We start from the raw sequence: 21,897 nt of genomic DNA, 5'->3' as shown, positions 1-21,897 counted from the left end.
GTGCTGACGCCGTTTTTATTACCTAAATTTAATGTTCAAAATTCACATTGTCATGCAGCAAGATATTTACAACCTCAAAAAAACACTCGAGACTTCCAAAGAAAAACTTACCTATTACAGTCTTCCCGAACTTGAAAAGCAAGGCCATAGTATAAAAAAAATGCCTTTCTCCATTAGAATTCTTCTTGAAAACGCACTTCGCAACTACGATGATTTTTCAGTAACCAAAGATCATTTAGAATCTATTCTGAATTGGAAACCAAAACAGAGTGAAGATGATATAGCCTTCAAGCCAGCTCGCGTCTTGATGCAGGATTTTACAGGTGTTCCCGCAGTTGTTGATATTGCTTCATTGCGTTCTGAAATGGCGAGAAAAGGAGGTGATGCCTCAAAAATAAATCCACTGATTCCGGTAGATTTGGTGATAGACCACAGTGTGCAGGTAGATTATTTTGCGGCTCAATACGCCTATCAGCAAAATATGGAAGAGGAATACAAACGCAACAGGGAACGCTATACTTTCTTGAAATGGGCGCAGAAATCCTTTAATAATTTCAGCGTCGTTCCTCCGGGAATGGGGATTTGTCATCAAGTAAATCTCGAATATTTTTCAAAAGGCGCCATTGCCCGCGACGGAATGGTTTTCCCAGATACTTTGGTGGGAACAGATAGCCACACCCCGATGGTAAACGGAATAGGAGTAGTAGCGTGGGGTGTCGGCGGCATTGAAGCCGAAGCCGCTATCCTCGGTCAGCCTATCTATTTTATAAGTCCGGAAGTAATCGGACTTAAACTTACGGGAAAACTTCCGGTAGGAACAACAGCCACCGACTTGGTTTTAACTATTGCAAATCTGCTCCGTAAATACGGAGTGGTCGGTAAATTCGTTGAGGTATTCGGTCCTGGCTTGGACAATCTTTCGGTGCCAGATAGAGCAACTATTGGCAATATGTCGCCGGAATTTGGTTGTACGATAACCTATTTCCCTATTGACAATAAAACCTTGGAATATATGCGAAGCAGCAATCGCAGTGAGGAGCAAATCCAATTGGTTGAGGATTACTGCAAGGCAAATATGCTTTGGCGAAAAGATGAAGACGAAATTAATTATACCGACGTTTTGGAACTGGATATTTCTACCATACAACCTAGTGTTGCAGGTCCAAAACGGCCACAGGACAAAATACTTCTGAAAGATTTAAAGGAAAAATTCATTGAACTGGAACACACTTCTTTCGGCAGAAAATATATAGAACCTTCTGAAAGGGAAGAGGCCATCGTCCGTTGGAAGGAAGAGGGCGGAAGCCAGCCCGCAAAACAGCCGCACGACCCAGCTCCCGATGTAGAAATTGAGGCAAAAATGAAAAACGGTTTTAAGACCGTTTGGATTTCGCACGGCAATGAAAAGTTTATGGTTTCCGATGGTGCGGTGGCCATTGCTGCTATAACTTCCTGTACCAATACCTCCAACCCCTTCGTGATGATAGGCGCAGGGCTGGTAGCGAAAAAAGCAAGAGAACACGGCATCGATGTAAAACCATGGGTAAAAACATCACTTGCGCCAGGCTCAAAAGTGGTAACAGATTATTTGGAAAAAGCCGATTTGCTCAAAGATCTCGAAGCATTGCAGTTCCATTTGGTGGGTTATGGCTGTACTTCCTGTATAGGGAATTCAGGTCCGCTTCCTCCAGAAATTTCAAAAGCGGTTGAGGAAAACGATTTAATTGTGACTTCAGTGCTCTCAGGAAATAGAAATTTTGAAGCACGAATTCATCCACAGGTAAAAATGAATTTTTTGATGTCGCCAATGTTGGTTGTGGCCTTTGCTATAGCTGGTCGCGTGGATATAGATTTGACCACGGAGCCACTGAGCTGCGACCGAAACGGCAAGCCAGTTTACTTAAAGGATATTTGGCCTACCGATGATGAAATCCACGAGGTGATGAAAAACGTTTTAACGCCAAAAGATTTCAAAAAGAATTATGACGAAATATTTGACGGTAATGAAATATGGCGAAACCTAGAAGTGCCGGACGACAAAATTTACCAATGGGATGACGATTCCACATACATAAAAGAAGTCCCATTTTTCCGGGATCTTCCAGACGACCCAAAAGATTTAAAAAATATTGAAGGCGCACGAGCTCTTTTGGTTTTGGGTGATAGTATAACAACCGATCATATTTCCCCAGCTGGAGCCTTTTCAGAGAGTTCCGCAGCTGGGCAATATTTAAAATCGAGAGGCGTTGAAAAGAAAAACTTCAACAGTTACGGTTCCCGCCGTGGAAATGACGAAGTGATGGTTCGCGGAACTTTTGCCAACGTGCGTATCAAAAACCAATTGGCGGAACAAGAAGGAGGTTATACTACCTATCTTCCATCGGGTGATGAAATGACGGTTTATGACGCCGCACAAAAATATATAAAAGATAAGACCCCGCTTATTGTGCTTGCTGGAAAGGAATACGGAAGTGGCTCGTCTCGCGATTGGGCTGCCAAGGGAACTTTTCTTTTGGGCGTAAAAGCCGTTTTGGCAGAAAGTTACGAGCGCATCCACCGAAGCAATTTGATTATGATGGGCGTTTTGCCGCTTCAGTATTTGGATGGCGAAAGTGCCAAATCGCACGGCCTCACAGGTAAAGAACACTTCAGTATAACAGGTATTGAAAACGATTTAACTCCTTCAAAAAAAGTAACGGTAACTGCCAAAAACGAGGATGGCAAGGAAATTGAATTCAAGGCAATTGCAAGACTGGATTCCCCAATTGAGGTTGCCTATTACCAAAACGAAGGGATTCTTCAATATGTGTTGCGACAATTTTTAAAAAAATAAATTTAGGGAGTAGGGATTAGCGAAAAGCGAATAGAAATTAACTAATTATAAATAATTTCACTTTTAAAACCTGCAACCTGAAACCTGCAACCTGAAACAAGAATAATTTGATCCTAATAGTCCGTCCAAAACTCCTTCGAAAAAACTTCAATGGAATGACGCTCTGGCCGTTTGTGGTTTTAAAGCATCAATCTCTTAAAGAGGATTTGATTTTCCTAAACCATGAAAGCATTCACCTACGCCAACAAGCCGAATTGCTAATCGTTTTTTTCTATTTGTGGTACGGAATTGAATTTCTGTTTCGCTGGCTTCAACTCGGAAACCGTCATAAAGCATACAGAAATATTTCTTTTGAGCGAGAGGCATATTATTTCGAAAACGATTTAAAATATCTAAAAAATAGAAGAGCCTACACATTTTTCAAATTTTTATAACCGACAACGAACAACCAACAACAAAATGAACTTACTCTTTTCCCCCTTAAAAATAAAAAGTAAAACCTTCAAAAACCGAATGGTAGTTTCGCCAATGTGTATGTACAGCAGCGTTGACGGGTTTGCAAACGATTTTCATCTCGTGCATTTGGGAAGCCGTGCCGTTGGGGGTTCGGCCTTGATTATTCAGGAAGCAACGGCTGTTTCTCCCGAAGGAAGAATTACTCACGGTGATATGGGTCTTTGGAAAGACGCACATATTGAAAAATCGAAACAAATTGTAGATTTTGTCCATTCCCAAAATGCTTTGATTGGAATTCAATTGGCCCACGCAGGCAGAAAAGCAAGCTATCAATTGCCAAAGGATGGTGCTAGAAAAATTGCACCAAAGGATGAAAACGGTTGGCAAACGGTTTCTGCTTCCGCTTTGCCTTTTCGCGAAGGAGAGCCAGCCCCAATTGCCTTGGATGCTTTGGGGATTGAAAAAGTAAAAAACGATTACGCCCAAGCAACCCGTCGCGCGGAAAAAGCCGGTTATGATGTAGTTGAAATACACGCCGCCCACGGTTACTTATTTCACCAATTCTATTCACCATTGGCAAACGAACGTACCGATGAATACGGCGGGAGTTTTGAAAATAGAATTCGGTTTTTGTTGGAAGTTACTGAAGTTGTCCGAAAGGAATGGCCGGAAGAAAAACCATTATTCGTAAGGATTTCCGCGACCGATTGGACCGAAGGCGGTTGGACTGTTGAAGATTCCGTTAAACTTTCAATAAAGCTAAAGGAATTGGGGGTTGATTTAATCGATACTTCGTCTGGCGGAAACGTCCCCAAAGCGACGATTCCTAGCAAACCGGGTTATCAGGTTCCCTTTGCGGCGCAGATTAAAAAAGAGGCAAATATCCTAACGGGTGCCGTGGGCCAAATCACAACCGCCGAGCAGTCTGAGGAAATTTTAAAGGCTGGAAAGGCCGACTTGATTCTCTATGCCCGCGAAAGTCTAAGGCAACCGTATTTTTCTTTGCACGCCGCTACTGAGTTGGGGGTAGATGTGGAATGGCCATTGCAATACCAAAGGGCCAAAATATAAACTGGATGAATATGGAAGCATTGCTGCAAAATATCCCTTTTTCTGTGTTGGATTTGGTACCCGTTATTCAGGGGAGCAGCCATAAAACGGCTATGCAAAATAGTTTGGCTTTGGCTCAACAGGCAGAGAAATTAGGGTATAAGCGCTTTTGGATTTCGGAACACCACAACGCCGAAAGCCTTGTGAGTTCCGCCACACCGTTGCTGATAGGCTATGTAGCGGAAAACACCAAAACTATTCGCGTAGGTTCGGGCGGGGTTATGCTTCCCAATCACGCCCCGCTTATTGTTGCGGAACAATTTGGAACCCTAGCCACCCTATATCCAGATAGGATTGATTTGGGTTTGGGCCGTGCGCCGGGAACCGATCAAGTTACTGCCAGAGCGCTTAGGCGTGAACGGATAGAAACGGTTAACGACTTTCCAAATGACATTCAGGAACTGGTAAAATATTTTTCAAAATCCAATTCCCACAGCCCCGTCCGCGCTATTCCGGGGGAAGGCTTGGAAATGCCGCTATATCTTTTGGGTTCGAGTACGTTTAGTGCCCAACTGGCTGGCGCATTGGGATTGCCCTACGCTTTCGCGAGCCATTTTGCGCCTACCCATCTCCACGACGCACTGCGATTATATCATTCAAACTTTGAGCCTTCAAAACAGCTCGCAAAACCTTATACAATGGCCTGTGTTAACGTAGTGGTAGCGGATACCGATGAAGAAGCTGAATATTTGTCCACAAGCATGAAATTATTTATGCTGAACGTAATCCGAAATACCCGAAAACCGTTGCAACCGCCGGTAAAAAGTATGGATGGACTTTGGAATTCCCTTGAAGAGGCCCACATTTCACAAATGATGCAATATTCCTTCGTGGGAAGCACCGAAACAGTACAAAAAAAATTAAATGCTTTTGTTGCCGAAACCAGGGTTGAAGAACTGATTACCGTCGCCCATATTTATGATCAACAAGACAGATTGAAATCTTTTGAGTTATTGGCACAACTGAAAAAATAAAAAGTTTGTTTTCTGTACCTTCGCAAAAAAAAGCCGATATGCTAAAAGCTGTACTTTTTGATATGGATGGGGTAATTGTAGACACCGAACCATTACACCGCAAAGCCTATTTCAAAATGTTTGAGGATATGAAAATTGACGTGGGTCAAGAAATGTATGATTCCTTTACAGGACAAGCAACCTTGCCTATTTGCAGGACACTTTGTGGGCATTTTGGTATTTCTGAAAGTCCCGAACATTTAGTTGCAACCAAAAGAAAACACTTTAAATATCTTTTTGAAAACGATAACGATCTTGCGCTTTTGGATGGCGTTCACGATTTAATAAAAGACTACCACGCCAATGGCTTGACTTTAGTTTTGGCTTCTTCTGCTTCCATGCCAAACATCAACCGTATTTTTGAGCGTTTCGACCTCGATAAATATTTTAAGGCAAAAATAAGCGGCGCCGATTTGAAGGCATCCAAGCCACACCCCGAAATTTTTATAAAGGCCGCGGAACTTGCTGGGGAGCAAACGGAAAATTGCATGGTGATTGAAGATTCCACCAACGGCATCGCCGCAGCCAAGGCTGCAAATATTTACTGCGTAGGCTTTAAAAGTCCGCATTCAACCAATCAGGATTATAGTAAAGCGGATAGGGTAATTACCAGTTTTGAGGAGATTGCGTTTGCAAAATTATAAACCTAACAGGTCTTAAATACCTGTTAGGTTTTACATCCTATAAATCCATAATATCTTCCAAGCCAAATACTCTCTGATGGTGCCAATATTCAAAACTATCCTTATCGATTAAATTGAAAATAGTTTGTTTATCAATATTTGAATTTTTATTGGAAACAAAAGCTTTAAATGAAGAATGGGGATATTCTTTGTAATCTTCAGTAAAACCATGCTTAACAGGATTCAAATGTATGTAGCCCAAAATCTGAACCAAACATTTTTCATCCATTACCCGCTTCCGTTTCAAATGTTCTTGAAATAAACTGCCACTTCTAGCGTAAGCTTTATTGATTGCTTTCGTATAGGCGTTAAACATATTGGAAAATGCTTGATGGGGTCGGTCTTTATATTTGTGGGAAATAGCATTTCCATCTTTAATTCTCAGTAGAATGTGGAAATGATTTTTCAGAAGACAATATGCGTAAATATCTGCAATTGGAAGAATATACTTTTTCAGTAACTGTAGGAAATAGATATAATTTTTATCTTCAATAAAAATATTCTCTTTATTGTTTCCTCTGTTGAAAATATGATAGGTTGCGCCGAGTTCTATAACATCTTGTTTCATTTTGAGTGATTTTTAACGGAGCTCAAACCTAACAGGTCTCGAAGACCTGTTAGGTTTTGGGGGTCTGGTAGATTTTAAATCAAAATAAACCACATTCCGCTCCCCATGCTTTTTAAGATGACTTCGGATAATTGCGTGCGTATGATAACTGGCTGGCTGCAATTTTAAAAAAGGTTCGTAGTCCTCAATATTGCAAATGGCTTCACTTCGGTCAAAAAAACCAAAACCTTTGTATTGTCCTTCCGCAACCAATGCAAAAGCTATTTCGTCCTTTGTCCTTCCTTTTCCCTGAATTGCAAACGTAAGTTTGTTCTCCTTTAAAGATTGAATGGCAGCCTGTACTTTTAGATTATATGCCGCAACGGTTTCGGTTTCTTCACAAATGCCTTCACAATTCTTGATGCGGTAGTGGGAGCATTTTTCAGAAGTGCTCTGTAAGGTGCAAAACCGCGGACATAATTTAAAAGTCTCGCATATTTCCTCCAGCTTTTCAATGGCTTCGGTCTTGTTGTAAAACGTGCCCACTGAATCGTGCAGCACCTTGGTTTTTCCCAAAGCAAGTTGGATAATGCCGCGCTGGTTTACATAGCTGATTATTTGATAGGTTGTTGCAGGCCATTTCTGCGCCCGATTATATTTTGGGTAATGTTTCCGAATGTGTTCCGATTCAACTAACAATGCCAATAATTCATTCCCCGTAAGTTCATAATCTATAAAATGCGTTTCTTGCCCAAGTTGATATTCCTTTGTTTTCTTATCATAAAAATGGCTCAATACCCGCTTTTTAATATTCTTGGCCTTTCCCGCATAAATGACTTGATGCTTTTGGTTTTTGAAAAGATAGATGCCAGCTTCTTCTGGCAATTCGTTTATCTGTTCCGCAGGAATATGCGGTGGTAACGTTGCCTGTTTGGAACGCGGGTTCAAAAAGGAATTAATAGTGCTGAAATCTTCGTCCAACGAAAGCAATCTTTGAAATAGAATTACCGTGGCATCCACATCGCCCTCCGCACGGTGGCGGTTGAGGTGCGGAATGTTGATGGTGTTGCAAAGCCTTCCCAAACTATAGGACAAATGCCCCGGAATCAATTTGCGCGAAAGGCGGACGGTACAAAGTTTCTTTCGGTTGTAATGCTGCCCCAAAAGCCGAAACTCCCCGCGGATAACGTTGTAGTCAAAACTAACGTTGTGCGCCACAAAAATGGCGTCTTTTGTAAATTCAGCAACTTTTTCGGCAATCTCAAAAAACCGTGGTGCATCGGCAACCATTTCATTGTCAATGCCAGTTAATGCAGTAATATAATGTGGAATATCCCGCTCGGGATTTACGAGCGTGGTGTATTTATCAACCACTTCGCCATCTTTCAAAAGGGCAATGCAAATTTCAGTAATCCGATTGCCAGCAATACCGCCGCCAGTGGTCTCTACGTCTATGATTGCGAAAAGTTGTGAATGCATTTATTTTTTGCTGGGAAAACAAATGTAGGGAAAGAATTTTAAATATATGGAATATTTCCTGTTAAATGGAAATATTCCATAACACTATATTTTTATAGCAGAAAATCAACCAATTTATTTTCGCTTTTTTCTGTTTGGTAGCCGCAATTAAATATGGCTCATTCCCGCTAATTAAAGTATTTACAATTATATTTATACCCCCAAACCTGCGTATGAAAAAGCTAATTCCTCTTGTATTTCTCCTTTGTTTTATATTAAATCTACAGGCGCAAAATCCTGAAATAGATAAGCTTAACCAACAAATAGAAAACAGCGCTCGCTCAAATCCCGATTCTGCTAAAGTCTATATGTTCCGTCTTTTGAAGTATTCCTCTAAACTCCACGATACGGTCATTGGTAAAACCTATAGCAATATCGGCATCCAATACAATAGGTTGGCGGTTCCGGATTCTGCGGAATTTTATATGAAGAAGGCATTGGAGTATACTGAGGAATATCCACTGCAACATGGCAAAATGTATCTTAATCTGGCTATCAACTACCGCTTTGGTTCTCGTTATCAGGAATCTTTGGAAGCGCTTGAAAATGCGATGCAATTCTATAAACAAGCCAAAAATAAAGAGGGGGAAGGATTGGTCTATGGCGAAATGGCTTCCAACTACAATTATATGATGAACAGCGAAAAAGCGCTGAATTATCTCCAAAAAGCCATTACCATTCTAACTGAAGTTGGAAATAAGAGAGAGCTGTATATAGTGAAACAGAAATTGGCAAATCTATACTATAACAACGGAGATTATACCTTTGCGAAGGATATATATGAAGAAGTGTTGCCCTTTTTTAAAAAAAATATAGGCGCTAATTATTACTATACCCTCCTTTCCTATGCCGATTGCCTCATCAAGTTGGAAGAAAATTATAGAGCAGCTGAAGAAGCCCTAAAAGAAGTAGAAAAAGGGCTTCGGGAGATGAACAATATGGAGTACGTTTGGTTAAGCGTAAGTAATCTTGCCCAAGTTTATGAAGCTACAGGAAGAACACAACAAGCCCAAGAGGCATTTCAAAAGGCATATGAGGGTTCCTTTCAGCTTAACTCACCTAGATTTATGGAGATAAGCGCGCGGTATATCGAGTTTTTAAATACCCAAAAACAATACAGTCAGGCTTTAAGTGTAATAGACAGGGTAAAGGCTACCGCAAAAACTACCCGGCTGAAAATGAATGCCGATAACGAAATTGACTTTTTAAAACAAGCCGTCGCTACCTATACCCAAAAAGGCATGGTTGAAAATTCATTGCAATCTTTTGAAAGAATGGATTTTTTAAAGGATTCGCTAAACGCAGCAATAAATAAGGCCAAGGCATTGGAACTTCAGGAAGCATTCCAAAATGGAATACAACGGGAGAAGAATATTGTGCTCAAAAAAAACAATGAGCTTTTGGTTGAGAACAACAATAAAAAGGACAACATACTTATACTGAGTATCCTTATTTTTATACTTATTCTGGGGATTGGGTTTGTGCTCTTCAAATCTAATAGAAACAAACTAAAGCTGCAGCAAGAACTTGTTTCCAGTTTGGAAATCTCCAAAAAAGCATTGGAAGAGAAAAACACTTTGGAGAGCGAACTGCGTTTGGTGCGGGAAAGATCCCTTGCCAATAAGGAAAAGGAATTAGTAAAGGTGTCTTTGGAAATGTCTGATCTACAAAACAGATTGATGGAATTATTGGACCATCGTGAAAATCCAGATAGTTCCCAGGTACTGGCTAAAAAAATAAAGGATATTTTGGGTCAAAATAATTACTGGAAATACTTTAAAGGCAAATTTGTAGAGGTACATCCTGCTTTTGCATTAAAACTTTCGGAAATGTTTCCAAATTTATCTGATAATGATATAGCTTTCTGTTGCATGTTAAAGCTCCAGCTTTCCACCAAAGAAATAGCTTCCCTCATGGGCATAAGCAATGATCAAGTTGATTCAAAAACGGCAACCCTTCGCCGAAAAATTGGAATGGGGGACGATATTCTCGGTTTCGAGAAATTGATAGATCATTTGGAATAAGTGGCTTTAATTTTAGAATAGCTATTCTTTTTGTATTAATTGGTTTAAAGTATGTCTTATTGGTTGCAGAAGAAATTCAATAATTCTAAGAACGTTGCTATAAGCCGATCCTATAATACTCCAGAACTCTTACGCGTAATAAATATTCATAGCCAACATTTGCCAAGTTGATCTGCGCATTATCAAAATTGTTTTTACTTATAATATATTCAACACTATTGGAAACTCCATTATTAAAACGAATCTCGTTTATGCGAAATGATTCTTGATAGGCTTTCACCTGATCCTGTAAAAAAGTATAGCGATCATAAGCTGCCTTCATTGCATTGTACGACTGTTTAACGGCCTGCTGAAGGTTTAGCTTTGTATTTTCCAAAGCTGTCTGCGCTTCTTCTTTTTTAATTTTTTGAATAGCAACATTATTCTTGGCTCGAAATCCATTGAAAATAGGTACAGTAACTGCAACTCCTATAGAGGAATTCAAATTATTGTCAAATTGATCATTATAGGGAATTTCTTCATCCTTAAAAGTTGATTGTTCCGTATTCACAGCAAAATTTTGATTATTTATGGTCACAAAGTCACCTGTTTCCACTATGCTGCTCCCAGTTTCAGTAAATAGTCTTGCAGCACTAGAATAATTGGTGTTCAAATTGGCAAAAAGACTTATTTCGGGAATGTATTGAGAGCGTGCAACGGCCACTCCCTTGTTTGCGGCCTTTACATCTAAGTCGCTTGCCTTAACAGTGGGAAACACATTTAAAGCTTGCATATAAACCTCATCTACTGTGTATGTATATTTTTCAATATCTAAATCTTGATTTAGGGTGGCTACCGTAATTTCCTCTTTTGGATTGACTAAGGTGTTGAGGTTGATTATTTCGGCTTCCAAAGTGTTCTCGCTTTTCACTAAATTGGAAGCGTCTGCAGCCATCTGTCCTTGAAGATCCCTATATTCCGCTGGGTTTCCGGTTTCTTCCTCATAAAGCACTTTAAGTCTGTTCAGTTGGTCTTGGGTAGTGCCTAACCTTGCCTTAGCTAACTTAACTAAGTCTTGGGCATTTAAAACCTGTAAATAAGTCAAAGTAACTTCTAATATCAAAGCTTGTTTGGCGGCCTCAGTTTCCATTTCCGCTGCCTGGAGGTTCAATTTTGCTTGCTTCCAACTATTAATAAGTTTAAAGCCATTAAATATAGTGGCATCCAATCCCAATCCAGCATTTGAAAAGGTAAGCTGCTCGTTTACAAAACTATTGGTATAGGGATCAATACTCCGTCCATTGGTGATTCCAATATTATAGGAGCCATTTATAGCTGGTAACAGGGCATTTCTGTTCTGCTTAAAATTGATGCCGCTTGTCTTTTCAGCGAATTGCGATTGTTTTAAATCCAGATTGTTTTGTAGTGCTAAGCCTATGCATTGTTCTAGGGTATATATGATTCGTTCTCCGTTTTGGGCAAAAATTAATGCGGGAAGACTGAAGAGGAACACACAAATGATTTTTATTTTCATGATTTTGATTGATCTATAAATTTATATGTTATTTCGGCCGCCATCCAAAAGATGTATAATTCGAGAGCCATACGCTGCATTGGTCTCGGAATGGGTAGCTTGTATTATCGTAACACCTTCTGCGTTGAGTTCCTTAAAAAGCTGCATAATTTCCTCACTTTGTTTAGAGTTGAGGTTTCCTGTAGGCTCATCGGCTAGAATGAGTTTTGGCTTGGCAATTAAGGCTCGCGCAATACCCACTAACTGTTGTTGCCCGCCACTTAGCTGACTGGGAAAAAGATCTTTTTTACCCACAATATTGAATCTGTCCAGCATATCGGCAACCAAGGCTTTGCGTTCAGATGATTTTACATTTTTGTAAAGTAGGGGCGTTTCTATATTTTCATAAACGGTCAGCTCATCTATTAAATGGTACGCCTGAAATACAAAACCGATATATTCCTTATAAAGCTTGGAGCGGTTTTTTTCCTTCATAATGTGAACTGATTCATTCAGGAAATTATATTCACCTTCCTGAAAATTATCCAGCATGCCTATAACATTCAGCAAAGTGGATTTTCCCGAACCAGATGGCCCCATAATTGAAATAAAATCGCCTTCTTCCACCTTTAGGTTTATGTCTTTCAGCAGGAAGGTTCTCGTTCCACCTTGGGTTACCCATTTAAAGATATTTTTTAATTCTAATAGCATATCTTTTTATTTTACTTGCGTTTATAAAGTATTTGCAGCATTATTCAGTCTTCAAACTCTTCACCGGATTTTGCACTGCCGCTTGAATGGTCCGTACGCTAATAGTAGCAAGCGCAATGATAAAAGCTATACCGCCTGCCGCAATAAAAATCCAAACACTTAGCTCAACACGGTATGCGTAACGTTGCAACCATTCTGAAGTGAGATACCAGCTTATTGGCGTTGCAATCAAAAAAGCAATGCCCACCAGTTTTAAAAAGTCTTTGGACAATAAAATTGTGATCGTGGAGGTACTTGCTCCTACAACTTTGCGAATACCAATTTCCTTCTTTCTTTGGTTTACAACTAATAATGAAATAGCAAAAAGACCAATGCAGCTAAGCACAATGGCGAGTATAGACCCACTACTTATCATAGTGGTCATTTTTCGTTCGTCCTTGAAAGTGCGGTCTATGTTCTCGTCTAAAAAAGAACCCATAAATTCAGTGTCCGGCTCTAAAGTATTCCAAACTTCCTTAACCCTTTCATACGATTGCGAAAGATTGTCTGGCGCCACTTTTATGTAGGCATAATATTTTGGGGCGCTGGGATTAAAGAAAAAACTAATTGGTTCTATAGCTCTATTAAGATCTTGAAAATTATAGTTTTTCACCACTCCAATTACTGAATATTGAACCGAATCATTTAAAATAAAACGAACACTCAGCGGATCTTTTTCACCAAACTCTTTGGCCATCGCTTCATTGATAACAATGGAAAGACTGTCTGAGGAATATTGTTTGTTAAAAGCGCGCCCTTTTAATATTGGAATATCCAAAGTCTGTGGATAGTCATAATCTACCGTTAGCAAATTTGTTTTAACCTCCCTGCCTTTGTAATCAAAGCCCATTATGGTAGTTGATGTTCTTCCATCTTTTCCCAACCCCAAATTGTTGTCTGCTGCAGATACACTTATAATTCCTGGTTGTCCTTCAAGGCTGTTTCGCAACAGCTGCAATATTTGTCCGCGGTCTTTTTTGGTATTTAGTGGTAATGTAATTACTTGTTCTTTGTTAAACCCTAGGTTCTTTGTTCGCATATAATCCAACTGGCTCCAAAGTACCAAGGTGCCACTGATAAGTAAAATGGCAATGCAAAATTGAACAACCATCAATACATCGCGAACTCTATTTTTTCCCGTGTTTTCCAATTTTCCTTTTAAAGCATGCAATGTGTTCAGTTTGCTCATCAAAAGCGCAGGATAGCCCCCCGCCACAAGCGTAACAAGCATTAAACACATAAGAAGACCAAAAAGCATCAAGGGATTGGTAATTATAGCGAAGGATGCACTGGTCTGGAAAAGAGTCTGGAAACTATCAAGCAATAAGAAAGCAGAAAATCCTCCCAATAAGATAGAAAGAGCAAAAATCAAAATGCTTTCACCCCAAAATTGAAAAAACAATTGTCCTTTTCCAGCACCTAGGGTTTTGCGCATGCCAATTTCCCGAAGTCGTTGTGAGCCTTTGGCTATACTCATATTTATAAAGTTGACACTGGCAATAAAAAGAATTAGAAACGCGATTCCAAGAATTAAATATTGCAGCGTTTTGCTTACTGTAGCCGAACCGCTATTGAGATTGGTAAAACTAATATCTTCAAATGGGAGTAGGTGTATTTGAATGTATTGGCCGTCTTTATTGGGTTTTGCTCCATCTCTTTTGTCGGTTGCAATTTCATCGGCATAATGCAAAGCGGAAAATGCACGGGTGGACTTTTCAAACTTTTCAGGTGAAATGCCAACGGCCAATTGGAGATAAACAGGGTGGTTATGAGCATCCCAACGATCTATATTATCTGCATAAAACGAATTTGGTAAGTCTTTAAAATTTAATATACCATCAAAACCAATACTACTTGCTGAGGGTATGTCTTTCAATACTGCCGTTACTGTAAAGGGTTTTTCAGCTCCATCCCTTAATATCGTAACGGTTTCACCTATTGCATTTTTTTTGCCGAATATCTTCGTTGCCGCTTTCTGCGTAATAGCGATAGAGGATCTTTCTGCTAAGGGATTGTTGCCTGAGCCTTCCAGAATTGGAAAGGTAAACATGTCGAAAAAATCAGGGTCTGCCCAAGCAAGATCCAGTTTCAAGGTTTTATCACCATAAGTCACTAATGGTCCTCCGGTAGCGTATCTTGTTATTTTTTCTACTCCTGGAACCTCCTCTTTTAAAGCCTCTGCAAAAGGTATGGGGTTGGCATTACTATATTCAGTTCCTTTTGATGTTTCGGAGCTTGTATAGGTTTCATATAGAGTACCAGTATTCTTGTGAAATCTATCAAAAGACAACTCAAAAAGAGCATACATACTCAACAAAAATGCCGCACAAAATGCTGCTGAAAGACCAATAATATTGAGAAACGTGAAAGTTCTATCCTTCCAAAGATTTCTAAGTGCGATTTTAATGTAGTTCCTAAACATATTTTATACTGTTAATAGTTAATTATTGGTGGTTTTCTTGGTGACAAACCGACTCCTTTTTTCATTCCGTCCGTAAACTTTTTACGGGGTTTGCAATTGCTGCTTTAATCGCTTGAAAACTAACCGTAGCCAAAGCAATAATTATTGCCACAACACCTGCAAAAGCAAATACCCACCAACTAATTTCTGTCCGGTAAGCAAAATTCAGCAACCACTTATGCATTAGCCAATATGCAACAGGAACAGCTATTAGAAAAGCCACGAGAACCAACTTTAAAAAGTCCTTAGACAGCAATTGCGTGATGCTCGCAATAGTGGCACCCAGCACTTTGCGTACTCCAATCTCTTTGGTACGCTGTTCTGCGGTAAATGCGGCCAAACCAAATAAGCCAAGACAAGCAATAAAAATGGCCAATACCGAAAAAATAGTCGCAGTATGTGCCGTTTTTTCTTCGGAAGCGTATAATTGTGCCACGTGTTTGTCCACAAATTCATAGTCGAAAGCTGTATTGGGTAAACTTTCATTAAAGGTTTTCTGCACTTGCCCAATAAACTGTGGAAGATTGGAGGTGTTATACCTTACCAAAAGAGTTCTGATTCCTTCTGGGGCTGCCAATGATTTGTAATACATATATCCACCAATATCTTCTTTAAGCGAATTAAAATTAAAATTCTCCACAACGCCACTTATTATAGCTTTGTCGCCAAGTTCGGTATTGATTATTTTTCCAACCGCTTCATCAGCAGTTTTATAGTCTAGATAATTGAGTACTTTTTCATTTATTAAAGTATAGACAGTAGAATCTCCCGTTGCGATTTTTTCGGGAAGTTCATTACCTGCAAGCAGTTTTAGCTTCAACGTTTTAACGATGTTGCCCTCCGTTCGGCAACTGGCTATGGGAAGTCCGTTATTGTCTGTTGCCAGCTTTCGGACAGCCCGACCGCTTTCATTTGAGCCTGGCATGGACTGCGTGGCGGAAATACTTATAACATTGGATTGTTTTAGCAAGGCTTGCATTAAATTTTGTACTTGCTGTTTGTTTTCTGCAGATTTAATTGAAACGGCTACAATTCCGTTAGGATCATACCCCAAATTCTTATTCTTAATGAAAGCCATTTGCTGAAGGATTATAGTAACGGCGATTATTAAAATGATGGAAGCAGCAAATTGAAAAACCACCAAGCCTTTGCGAACTAATTCTGAAGCTGATCCTTTTTTCTTCGATTTATTCACTAAAACAAGAGGGGAGATATTCGACATAGAAATTGCTGGGTAACTGCCGGCAACCCCCGTAACAACAATCCATATTAGTAGTAAACCTATTATAATTGGGGTGGCAAGCAAATCTGAAAATGCAAGCTCATATCCTGTAATGCTTTTGAATAATGGCAAGGCCACAAAAGAGGCAGCATAGCCAATTACTATTGAGAAGAGCACCAGGATGGCAGTTTCTACATAAAACAGAAAAAGCATGTGGCGGCGGTTGGCGCCTAAAACTTTGTTCATCCCAATACTTTTTGCCCGTTTCCGGGAATTGGCGGTGGCGAGATTCATATAATTGATACAAGCAATAAATAAAACAAGAATTGAAAGAAATGAAAGACTTTTTATAGTGGAAATGCTACCCAATTTGCTGGAATATCCCTCTCTGATATCAGTTGAATAAAGATGAATTTTTGTTAATGGCTGCAAAAAGAATTTTGTGAAATATTGACCATCTTTGTCCACGTATTTGTCAATTAAATTGGTCGCTTGCTTTTCAACTTCTGTAACATTTGCCTTTGGTTGAAGTTGCAAGTAGGTTTCATAACTAGCATTGCTCCAATAGACGTTTGTTCCCATCCAGGAGTCCATAATATTATAGACCATATTGCAATCAATACTACTGTTTTTTGGAAGATCTAGATAAACACCTGATACCTGTAAAGTATCCCTATTGTTTACGGTAATTAGTTGCCCCATTGCTTCCTGCTCCCCAAATAATCTTTCCTTTGTAGATTTTGAAAGCACAATGGACTTTGGTTTTGAAAAGGCACTTTGACTATTGCCTGTTATAAAGTTGAAATCGAACATTTTAAACAGCGTTGAATCTGCCAAGTAAAGTGCATTTTCAGTAAAATTTTTATCGCCTATTTTTAAGGAAGCAGTGGCGCCAAAATCATCCTTTATAAGCCGGGTCATCTTTTTAACCTGTGGAATATCCTCTGTAATGGCGGGACCAACAGCGTTGGGCATTGTGGCCCATGTTTCAAAACCATAGTCTTCGGAAGTTTCCATATTTACCCGATAGATATTTTCTGAATCTGAATACATGGTATCAAAACTAAGCTCAGTGTTTACAAAGGAAAATAGTATGATACACACGCACATTCCAATGGCAAGTCCAGCAATGTTAAGCGCGGTGAAAAGTTTATTTGCACGTATATTCCGCCAAGCGATTTTAAAATAATTTCTAAGCATAATAGTTCGCTTTTTTGATAGATGAAAATTATTCGGTTCTTAAGCTTTTTACTGGGTTTGCAATGGCAGCCTTTATTGCCTGAAAGCTTACGGTTAGCAAGGCAATAAGAACCGCCGCTAAACCAGCAATAGCAAAAACCCAAAATTTAATATCGATGCGGTACGCAAAACCTTTTAGCCAGTTTTGCATAACGTACCAAGCTATAGGTGCCGATATTAGAATGGCGAGTAGTACCAATTTCATAAAATCTATTGATAATAGTTGTACAATTCCCGGCACGCTAGAGCCTAACACCTTGCGCACGCCTATTTCCTTTCTACGTTGCTCTGCAGTAAATGCAGATAACCCGAAGAGCCCCAAGCAGGAAATGATAATGGCCAAAAGCGCAAAAATCTGGGATAAATTTCCTACCAACTGTTCACTCTTAAAACGCTCGTTAAAAGCTTCATCTACAAACCGGTACTCAAATGGAAAGCCTGGATTCTGTGTTTTAAGAACATTTTCTATTTCTTTCAGGGTTTTATTTATGGCTACTCCAGTTGCTGGTTTTATATACAGATAATCAGCCCCTTCAGCTTGATGATAAAAGATAACCGGATCGCTTGTGCCATACATATCTCCGTATAAATAATCGTTAACTACTCCATTTATGGTAAATACTTGTTCACCCCAATTAATGGTTTTTCCAATTACATCATCTGTATTCATAAGTCTCGCAAAGGATTCGGAAATTAAGACCTTAGTGCTGTCTGCGTCTTGAGAATTTCCAAAGCCTTTACCTTCCTTTATTGTCATTCCTGCGGTATTAAAAAACTGTGGGGTGACTGTTCTGTAAGAAATTAAGATATCTTGGTTTTCTGGTTTTCCATGCCATTCTATTCCTGAAGTATTATTGCCGCCAGACAAAATTTGTGAATTCACCAAGGCTGCACTTTCTACTAATCTCGAAGATGTAAGCTCTTGCTCAATAAACTTAAAATTTTTAATCACGTTACCATTTGCTGCAGGAACTTCTATAAGATTTTCCTTTTCCATCCCCAAATCCCGGCTTTTAACGTGCTGTACCTGTTGATATACCAGGATGGTACTGATGATAAAAATAATCGATATCGAAAATTGAATAACCACCAATCCTTTTCGGGTAAAAGATGCCGCTCCTGTCTGTCTTCTAGTTCCCTTAAGGACTTCTATAGGTTTAAAAGAAGAAAGGTAAAACGCAGGATAAAGCCCGGAAAAGAAACCGCAAATTAGGGTTATGAAAATTAAGGGAAGAAAATGTATTGGTTGGGTAAGTGCTAGACTTAAATTTTTACCAATCAAAGCATTAAAGTGCGGAATCAATATTATCAAAAGCAAAACACTTACTAATCCACTAAGAAAAGCTGTAAATACGGCTTCAGTAACAAACTGAAAGATCAGTTGCTTTTTACCAGAGCCTAAAGCTTTGCGCATTCCCACTTCATTGGCGCGTTTTTCACTTCGGGCGGTGGACAGATTCATAAAGTTAATGCAGGCAATAAGCAAGATAATAAGCGCTATAAAGCTAAATAAGCGCACATATTCAATGCGGCCTCCACTGATTTCACCATTTTTAAAATCGGCTCGTAAATGCCAATCGTTTGCTGAAAATAAAATTGCTTCAGTATCATCATCACCTGTCTTGGCGGGAATTATAGCTTTTACTTTTTCATTTACCTTTTCAACTACTACCCCAGCTTTTAATTTCACAAAGGTGTCTGTAAAATTTGAACCATAACCATTTGTCCATTCTTTGCCATCGGTAAAGTTTTCAAACGGAACCAACCAGGAAAAAGGATAGCTGGTGTTCTCTGGAAAATTTTTTATTACTCCTGTAACAGTGTACTCAGTTTCTTTGTCCACTTGGATGTTCTTCCCGATAGCATCTTGGCTACTGTTGAAAAGAATAGAAGCCATTTCTTGCGTAATTACAATTGATTTTTTGTTTTCAAAAGCTGTCTCAGCATTACCTGCAATAAAGTTAAGTCCCAAAATGGCAAAGAGATCTTTATCGGCATAACTGCCCTTTCTATTTATCGACTTATCACCCACGCTGAAGAGAGAACTTTGATCGCGCTTGCGTGCCGATTTTGTGATTTCAGGTATTTCTGCTTTTAGAGCAGCTGCTAAAGGACCAGGTGTGGCAATGGAAAAAGTTCGCCATTCCCCATCGTACTTTTGATTGGTGGGAATTTTAAAAACCAATTCTTTATCGGGAATGGATTGGTCAAAATTTACCTCATCCTCAACCCAAAGAAGGATAAGGCTCGCACAAGTAATGCCAATGGCCAAACCAAAAATATTGATAAAAGAATATCCTTTATACTTCCAAAGATTTCTAACTGCTATTTTGAAGTAATTACTTAACATGACTGTCCGTTTTTGATTATTTGATGTTTATTTTACTTACTACTCACGTATTCAGACAGTACATTCTCAGTAACCTTCTGTCCATCCAGCATCCTGATAATACGGTGACTGTATTTGGCATCGTGCTCACTGTGGGTAACCATAATTATTGTAGTTCCGGCTTCGTTTAATTCAGTTAGCAAATCCATCACTTCGTTACCGTTGCTGCTATCGAGGTTTCCAGTAGGCTCATCTGCAAGAATAAGTTTAGGGTTGTTCACAACGGCACGGGCTACGGCCACACGCTGTTGTTGCCCTCCAGATAACTGCTGCGGGAAGTGGTTTCTACGGTGCATAATCTGCATTTTTTCAAGTACAGCATCCACGCGAGCCTTGCGCTCTGATGGTTTTACGCCCGTATAGATTAGTGGCAGTTCCACGTTTTCAAAAACGGTTAGCTCGTCAATGAGATTAAAACTTTGAAATACAAACCCAATATTGTGCTTCCTTAAATCGGCACGTTTGCGCTCGTTAAAACCTGCCACTTCTATCCCGTTGAACACAAAACTGCCCCCATCGGGATCGTCCAATAGGCCAAGGATATTCAGCAAAGTGGATTTTCCGCAACCGGAAGGCCCCATTATGGCTACAAATTCCCCTTCATTAACCTTAAAGGATAATTTGTTTAAGGCTACGGTGCGAACCTCTTCGGTGGCGTAATACTTTTCTAGATCGGTTATTGTTATCATCTTTTATATCTTATTATTTTCAACTTAATTATTTTCTTATCCGTTCGAGCTAAATCGAGAATTTTAATCTTTTAAAACCAGTTCCTGTATGTCACCATAATTATCATAACTGCTGGTTATCACTTTATCGCCAGGTTGCAGTCCGCTCAATACTTCGTAGAATTCAGTATTTTGGCTTCCCAATATTATATCTGTTTTGTATGCCGTGTTTCCATCTTCACTCACTTTAAAAATCCAGTTGCCTCCGGTCTGCTGAAAGAAACCACCTTTCGGAATCATTATGGCTTGTTTTTCATCGCTCAACGCGAGGCGAATCTGTAAGGTCTGACCTCTACGTATTCCTTCTGGCACAGTTTCCTCAAACTGCATATCTACCTGAAAACGGCCGTTGGTAACTTGGGTATACACTTTTTTAATAGAGAGTTTATAGGTCTTGCCATTAAAGCTGAAGCTTCCCGTCTGTCCGTTGTATATTCTGGAAATATAATGCTCGTCAATATCGGCACGCACCTTAAAACCGCTCAATACATCTATTTGTCCCAAGCGTTCTCCTTTGTTTTTGGATTGTCCGATTTCGGCATCCAGCGAAGTGAGCTGCCCATCAACCGGGGCCTTGACCACAAGATCGGCTACTTTTCTGCGCATCAGCTCCAAAGCGTTTCGGGTACGGGCATAACTGCTTTGCACTTGTCCGCTTTCCTGTTTCACGGCTGATGAATCCTGTTTTAAGATTTGCTTAGACAATTTCATACGCTCCTTTTGATAATTGTATTCATTTTCAGCCTTCACCAAATCCTGACGCCCAATGGCATCCTTTTCATACAGTTTCTTGTTTAGGTCATAGATCCGTTTGGCCTCTATCAATCCATTTTCCACATCGGTGTATTGGTTCAGTTTGTTAATGGTGTTCTGCCGTGCCGCGTTTTGCGAAATCTGCATCTGCGTCAATAGATTGTACACTTGGGTTTCTTGGTTTACAAGGCTCAATTCAAGATCGGTATTTGAAAGCCTTAAAATAGGGTCACCCTTCTTTAGTACTGCTCCGTCCTCAACAAATTTTTCTTCCACCCGTCCGCCTTCAAGCGCATCCAAATAAATGGTGGTTATGGGAAGCACAATTCCATTAACGGGAATGTTCTCCTGAAAAACACCTTTTTCCACGGTGCTCATGCTTATCCGTTCCTTTTCAACATTCAGTTTTGAGCCACCAAGCGATGAAAGGATTACAAAAACAATCAAAGCCAATAAAAGGATTATGCCACCTATAAGGAGGATTTTTTTGGTAGTAAATCGTTTCTTTTTTAAAGGGATGTCCATAGTGTGATTAGTTTTCACAGTATTACTTGTTAATATGATGCCAAAAAAATAAATAATTGGTTAACAGTTATTTATAATATTTTTTCAAAATAAAAGTGTCCGCTTTTGACACACTCCCTGTTCGCTGCAGACACACTTTTATAAATTCAGAATT

Annotated in this window: 15 protein-coding genes; 6 read left to right on the top strand and 9 right to left on the bottom strand. The window is 39.6% G+C overall.

Features of this window, described 5'->3' with window-relative positions:
- Positions 1-52 precede the first annotated feature (52 nt).
- From acnA to Q2U82_RS02615, 5 genes are all read left to right on the top strand, one after another.
- Complete coding sequence (gene acnA, locus Q2U82_RS02635; protein ID WP_410006184.1) at positions 53-2,833, top strand: aconitate hydratase AcnA; 2,781 nt, start codon at positions 53-55, stop codon at positions 2,831-2,833.
- 107 nt (positions 2,834-2,940) lie between these two features.
- Positions 2,941-3,267 carry a hypothetical protein gene (locus Q2U82_RS02630; protein ID WP_410006183.1) on the top strand — a complete coding sequence of 109 codons (327 nt, stop codon included), beginning with the start codon at positions 2,941-2,943 and terminating at the stop codon, positions 3,265-3,267.
- A 25-nt stretch (positions 3,268-3,292) separates the two neighbouring features.
- Positions 3,293-4,360 (top strand): NADH:flavin oxidoreductase/NADH oxidase, encoded by a 1,068-nt coding sequence (locus tag Q2U82_RS02625; RefSeq protein ID WP_410006182.1) that lies wholly within the window; start codon positions 3,293-3,295, stop codon positions 4,358-4,360.
- A 5-nt stretch (positions 4,361-4,365) separates the two neighbouring features.
- Entirely contained in the window at positions 4,366-5,373 is a 1,008-nt protein-coding gene (locus tag Q2U82_RS02620; protein WP_410007117.1) for an LLM class flavin-dependent oxidoreductase, read from the top strand.
- A 38-nt stretch (positions 5,374-5,411) separates the two neighbouring features.
- Positions 5,412-6,056: an HAD family hydrolase gene (locus Q2U82_RS02615; protein WP_410006181.1), complete on the top strand. Its 645-nt coding sequence runs from the start codon at positions 5,412-5,414 to the stop codon at positions 6,054-6,056.
- Between the two features lie 37 nt (positions 6,057-6,093).
- Here Q2U82_RS02615 and Q2U82_RS02610 read toward each other — a convergent pair whose 3' ends face one another.
- The gene (locus Q2U82_RS02610; RefSeq protein WP_410006180.1) at positions 6,094-6,663 is read right to left on the bottom strand and encodes a transposase; all 570 of its coding nucleotides are present in this window, start codon (positions 6,661-6,663) and stop codon (positions 6,094-6,096) included.
- A 12-nt stretch (positions 6,664-6,675) separates the two neighbouring features.
- On the bottom strand, positions 6,676-8,121 hold the full coding sequence (locus Q2U82_RS02605) for an exonuclease domain-containing protein (protein ID WP_410006179.1): 1,446 nt from the start codon (positions 8,119-8,121) through the stop codon (positions 6,676-6,678).
- 212 nt (positions 8,122-8,333) lie between these two features.
- Here Q2U82_RS02605 and Q2U82_RS02600 point away from each other — a divergent pair, with 212 nt between their 5' ends.
- Complete coding sequence (locus Q2U82_RS02600; RefSeq protein ID WP_410006178.1) at positions 8,334-10,184, top strand: tetratricopeptide repeat protein; 1,851 nt, start codon at positions 8,334-8,336, stop codon at positions 10,182-10,184.
- 97 nt (positions 10,185-10,281) lie between these two features.
- On the opposite strand, the gene Q2U82_RS02595 is transcribed toward Q2U82_RS02600, so the two are convergent.
- The 7 genes from Q2U82_RS02595 to Q2U82_RS02565 form a co-directional block, all read right to left on the bottom strand.
- Positions 10,282-11,697: a TolC family protein gene (locus Q2U82_RS02595; RefSeq protein WP_410006177.1), complete on the bottom strand. Its 1,416-nt coding sequence runs from the start codon at positions 11,695-11,697 to the stop codon at positions 10,282-10,284.
- 21 nt (positions 11,698-11,718) lie between these two features.
- Complete coding sequence (locus Q2U82_RS02590) at positions 11,719-12,387, bottom strand: ABC transporter ATP-binding protein (protein ID WP_410006176.1); 669 nt, start codon at positions 12,385-12,387, stop codon at positions 11,719-11,721.
- 40 nt (positions 12,388-12,427) lie between these two features.
- Complete coding sequence (locus tag Q2U82_RS02585; RefSeq protein WP_410006175.1) at positions 12,428-14,848, bottom strand: ABC transporter permease; 2,421 nt, start codon at positions 14,846-14,848, stop codon at positions 12,428-12,430.
- Between the two features lie 61 nt (positions 14,849-14,909).
- Positions 14,910-17,309, bottom strand: a complete 2,400-nt coding sequence (locus Q2U82_RS02580) for an ABC transporter permease (protein WP_410006174.1) — start codon at positions 17,307-17,309, stop codon at positions 14,910-14,912.
- Positions 17,310-17,337: 28 nt separating this feature from the next.
- Positions 17,338-19,698, bottom strand: coding sequence for an ABC transporter permease (locus Q2U82_RS02575; RefSeq protein ID WP_410006173.1), 2,361 nt, complete (start codon positions 19,696-19,698; stop codon positions 17,338-17,340).
- A 32-nt stretch (positions 19,699-19,730) separates the two neighbouring features.
- The gene (locus Q2U82_RS02570; RefSeq protein ID WP_410006172.1) at positions 19,731-20,426 is read right to left on the bottom strand and encodes an ABC transporter ATP-binding protein; all 696 of its coding nucleotides are present in this window, start codon (positions 20,424-20,426) and stop codon (positions 19,731-19,733) included.
- 63 nt (positions 20,427-20,489) lie between these two features.
- Positions 20,490-21,743, bottom strand: coding sequence for an efflux RND transporter periplasmic adaptor subunit (locus tag Q2U82_RS02565; RefSeq protein ID WP_410006171.1), 1,254 nt, complete (start codon positions 21,741-21,743; stop codon positions 20,490-20,492).
- Positions 21,744-21,897 lie beyond the last annotated feature (154 nt).

The organism is Aequorivita nionensis (assembly GCF_046352995.1).
In the GTDB taxonomy this organism is placed as follows: domain Bacteria; phylum Bacteroidota; class Bacteroidia; order Flavobacteriales; family Flavobacteriaceae; genus Aequorivita; species Aequorivita nionensis.
Note: the sequence above shows the minus strand (reverse complement) of the source record. Positions and strands in the feature narration are given on the sequence as shown.

Coding starts and splice junctions, on each gene's coding strand:
- Q2U82_RS02610 (WP_410006180.1), bottom strand. CDS start 6,663: ATGAAACAAGATGTTATAGAACTCGGCGCAACCTATCATATTTTCAAC.
- Q2U82_RS02565 (WP_410006171.1), bottom strand. CDS start 21,743: ATGGACATCCCTTTAAAAAAGAAACGATTTACTACCAAAAAAATCCTC.
- Q2U82_RS02590 (WP_410006176.1), bottom strand. CDS start 12,387: ATGCTATTAGAATTAAAAAATATCTTTAAATGGGTAACCCAAGGTGGA.
- Q2U82_RS02600 (WP_410006178.1), top strand. CDS start 8,334: ATGAAAAAGCTAATTCCTCTTGTATTTCTCCTTTGTTTTATATTAAAT.
- Q2U82_RS02615 (WP_410006181.1), top strand. CDS start 5,412: ATGCTAAAAGCTGTACTTTTTGATATGGATGGGGTAATTGTAGACACC.
- Q2U82_RS02585 (WP_410006175.1), bottom strand. CDS start 14,848: ATGTTTAGGAACTACATTAAAATCGCACTTAGAAATCTTTGGAAGGAT.
- Q2U82_RS02620 (WP_410007117.1), top strand. CDS start 4,366: ATGAATATGGAAGCATTGCTGCAAAATATCCCTTTTTCTGTGTTGGAT.
- Q2U82_RS02575 (WP_410006173.1), bottom strand. CDS start 19,698: ATGTTAAGTAATTACTTCAAAATAGCAGTTAGAAATCTTTGGAAGTAT.
- Q2U82_RS02595 (WP_410006177.1), bottom strand. CDS start 11,697: ATGAAAATAAAAATCATTTGTGTGTTCCTCTTCAGTCTTCCCGCATTA.
- Q2U82_RS02570 (WP_410006172.1), bottom strand. CDS start 20,426: ATGATAACAATAACCGATCTAGAAAAGTATTACGCCACCGAAGAGGTT.
- Q2U82_RS02605 (WP_410006179.1), bottom strand. CDS start 8,121: ATGCATTCACAACTTTTCGCAATCATAGACGTAGAGACCACTGGCGGC.
- Q2U82_RS02625 (WP_410006182.1), top strand. CDS start 3,293: ATGAACTTACTCTTTTCCCCCTTAAAAATAAAAAGTAAAACCTTCAAA.
- acnA (WP_410006184.1), top strand. CDS start 53: ATGCAGCAAGATATTTACAACCTCAAAAAAACACTCGAGACTTCCAAA.
- Q2U82_RS02580 (WP_410006174.1), bottom strand. CDS start 17,309: ATGCTTAGAAATTATTTTAAAATCGCTTGGCGGAATATACGTGCAAAT.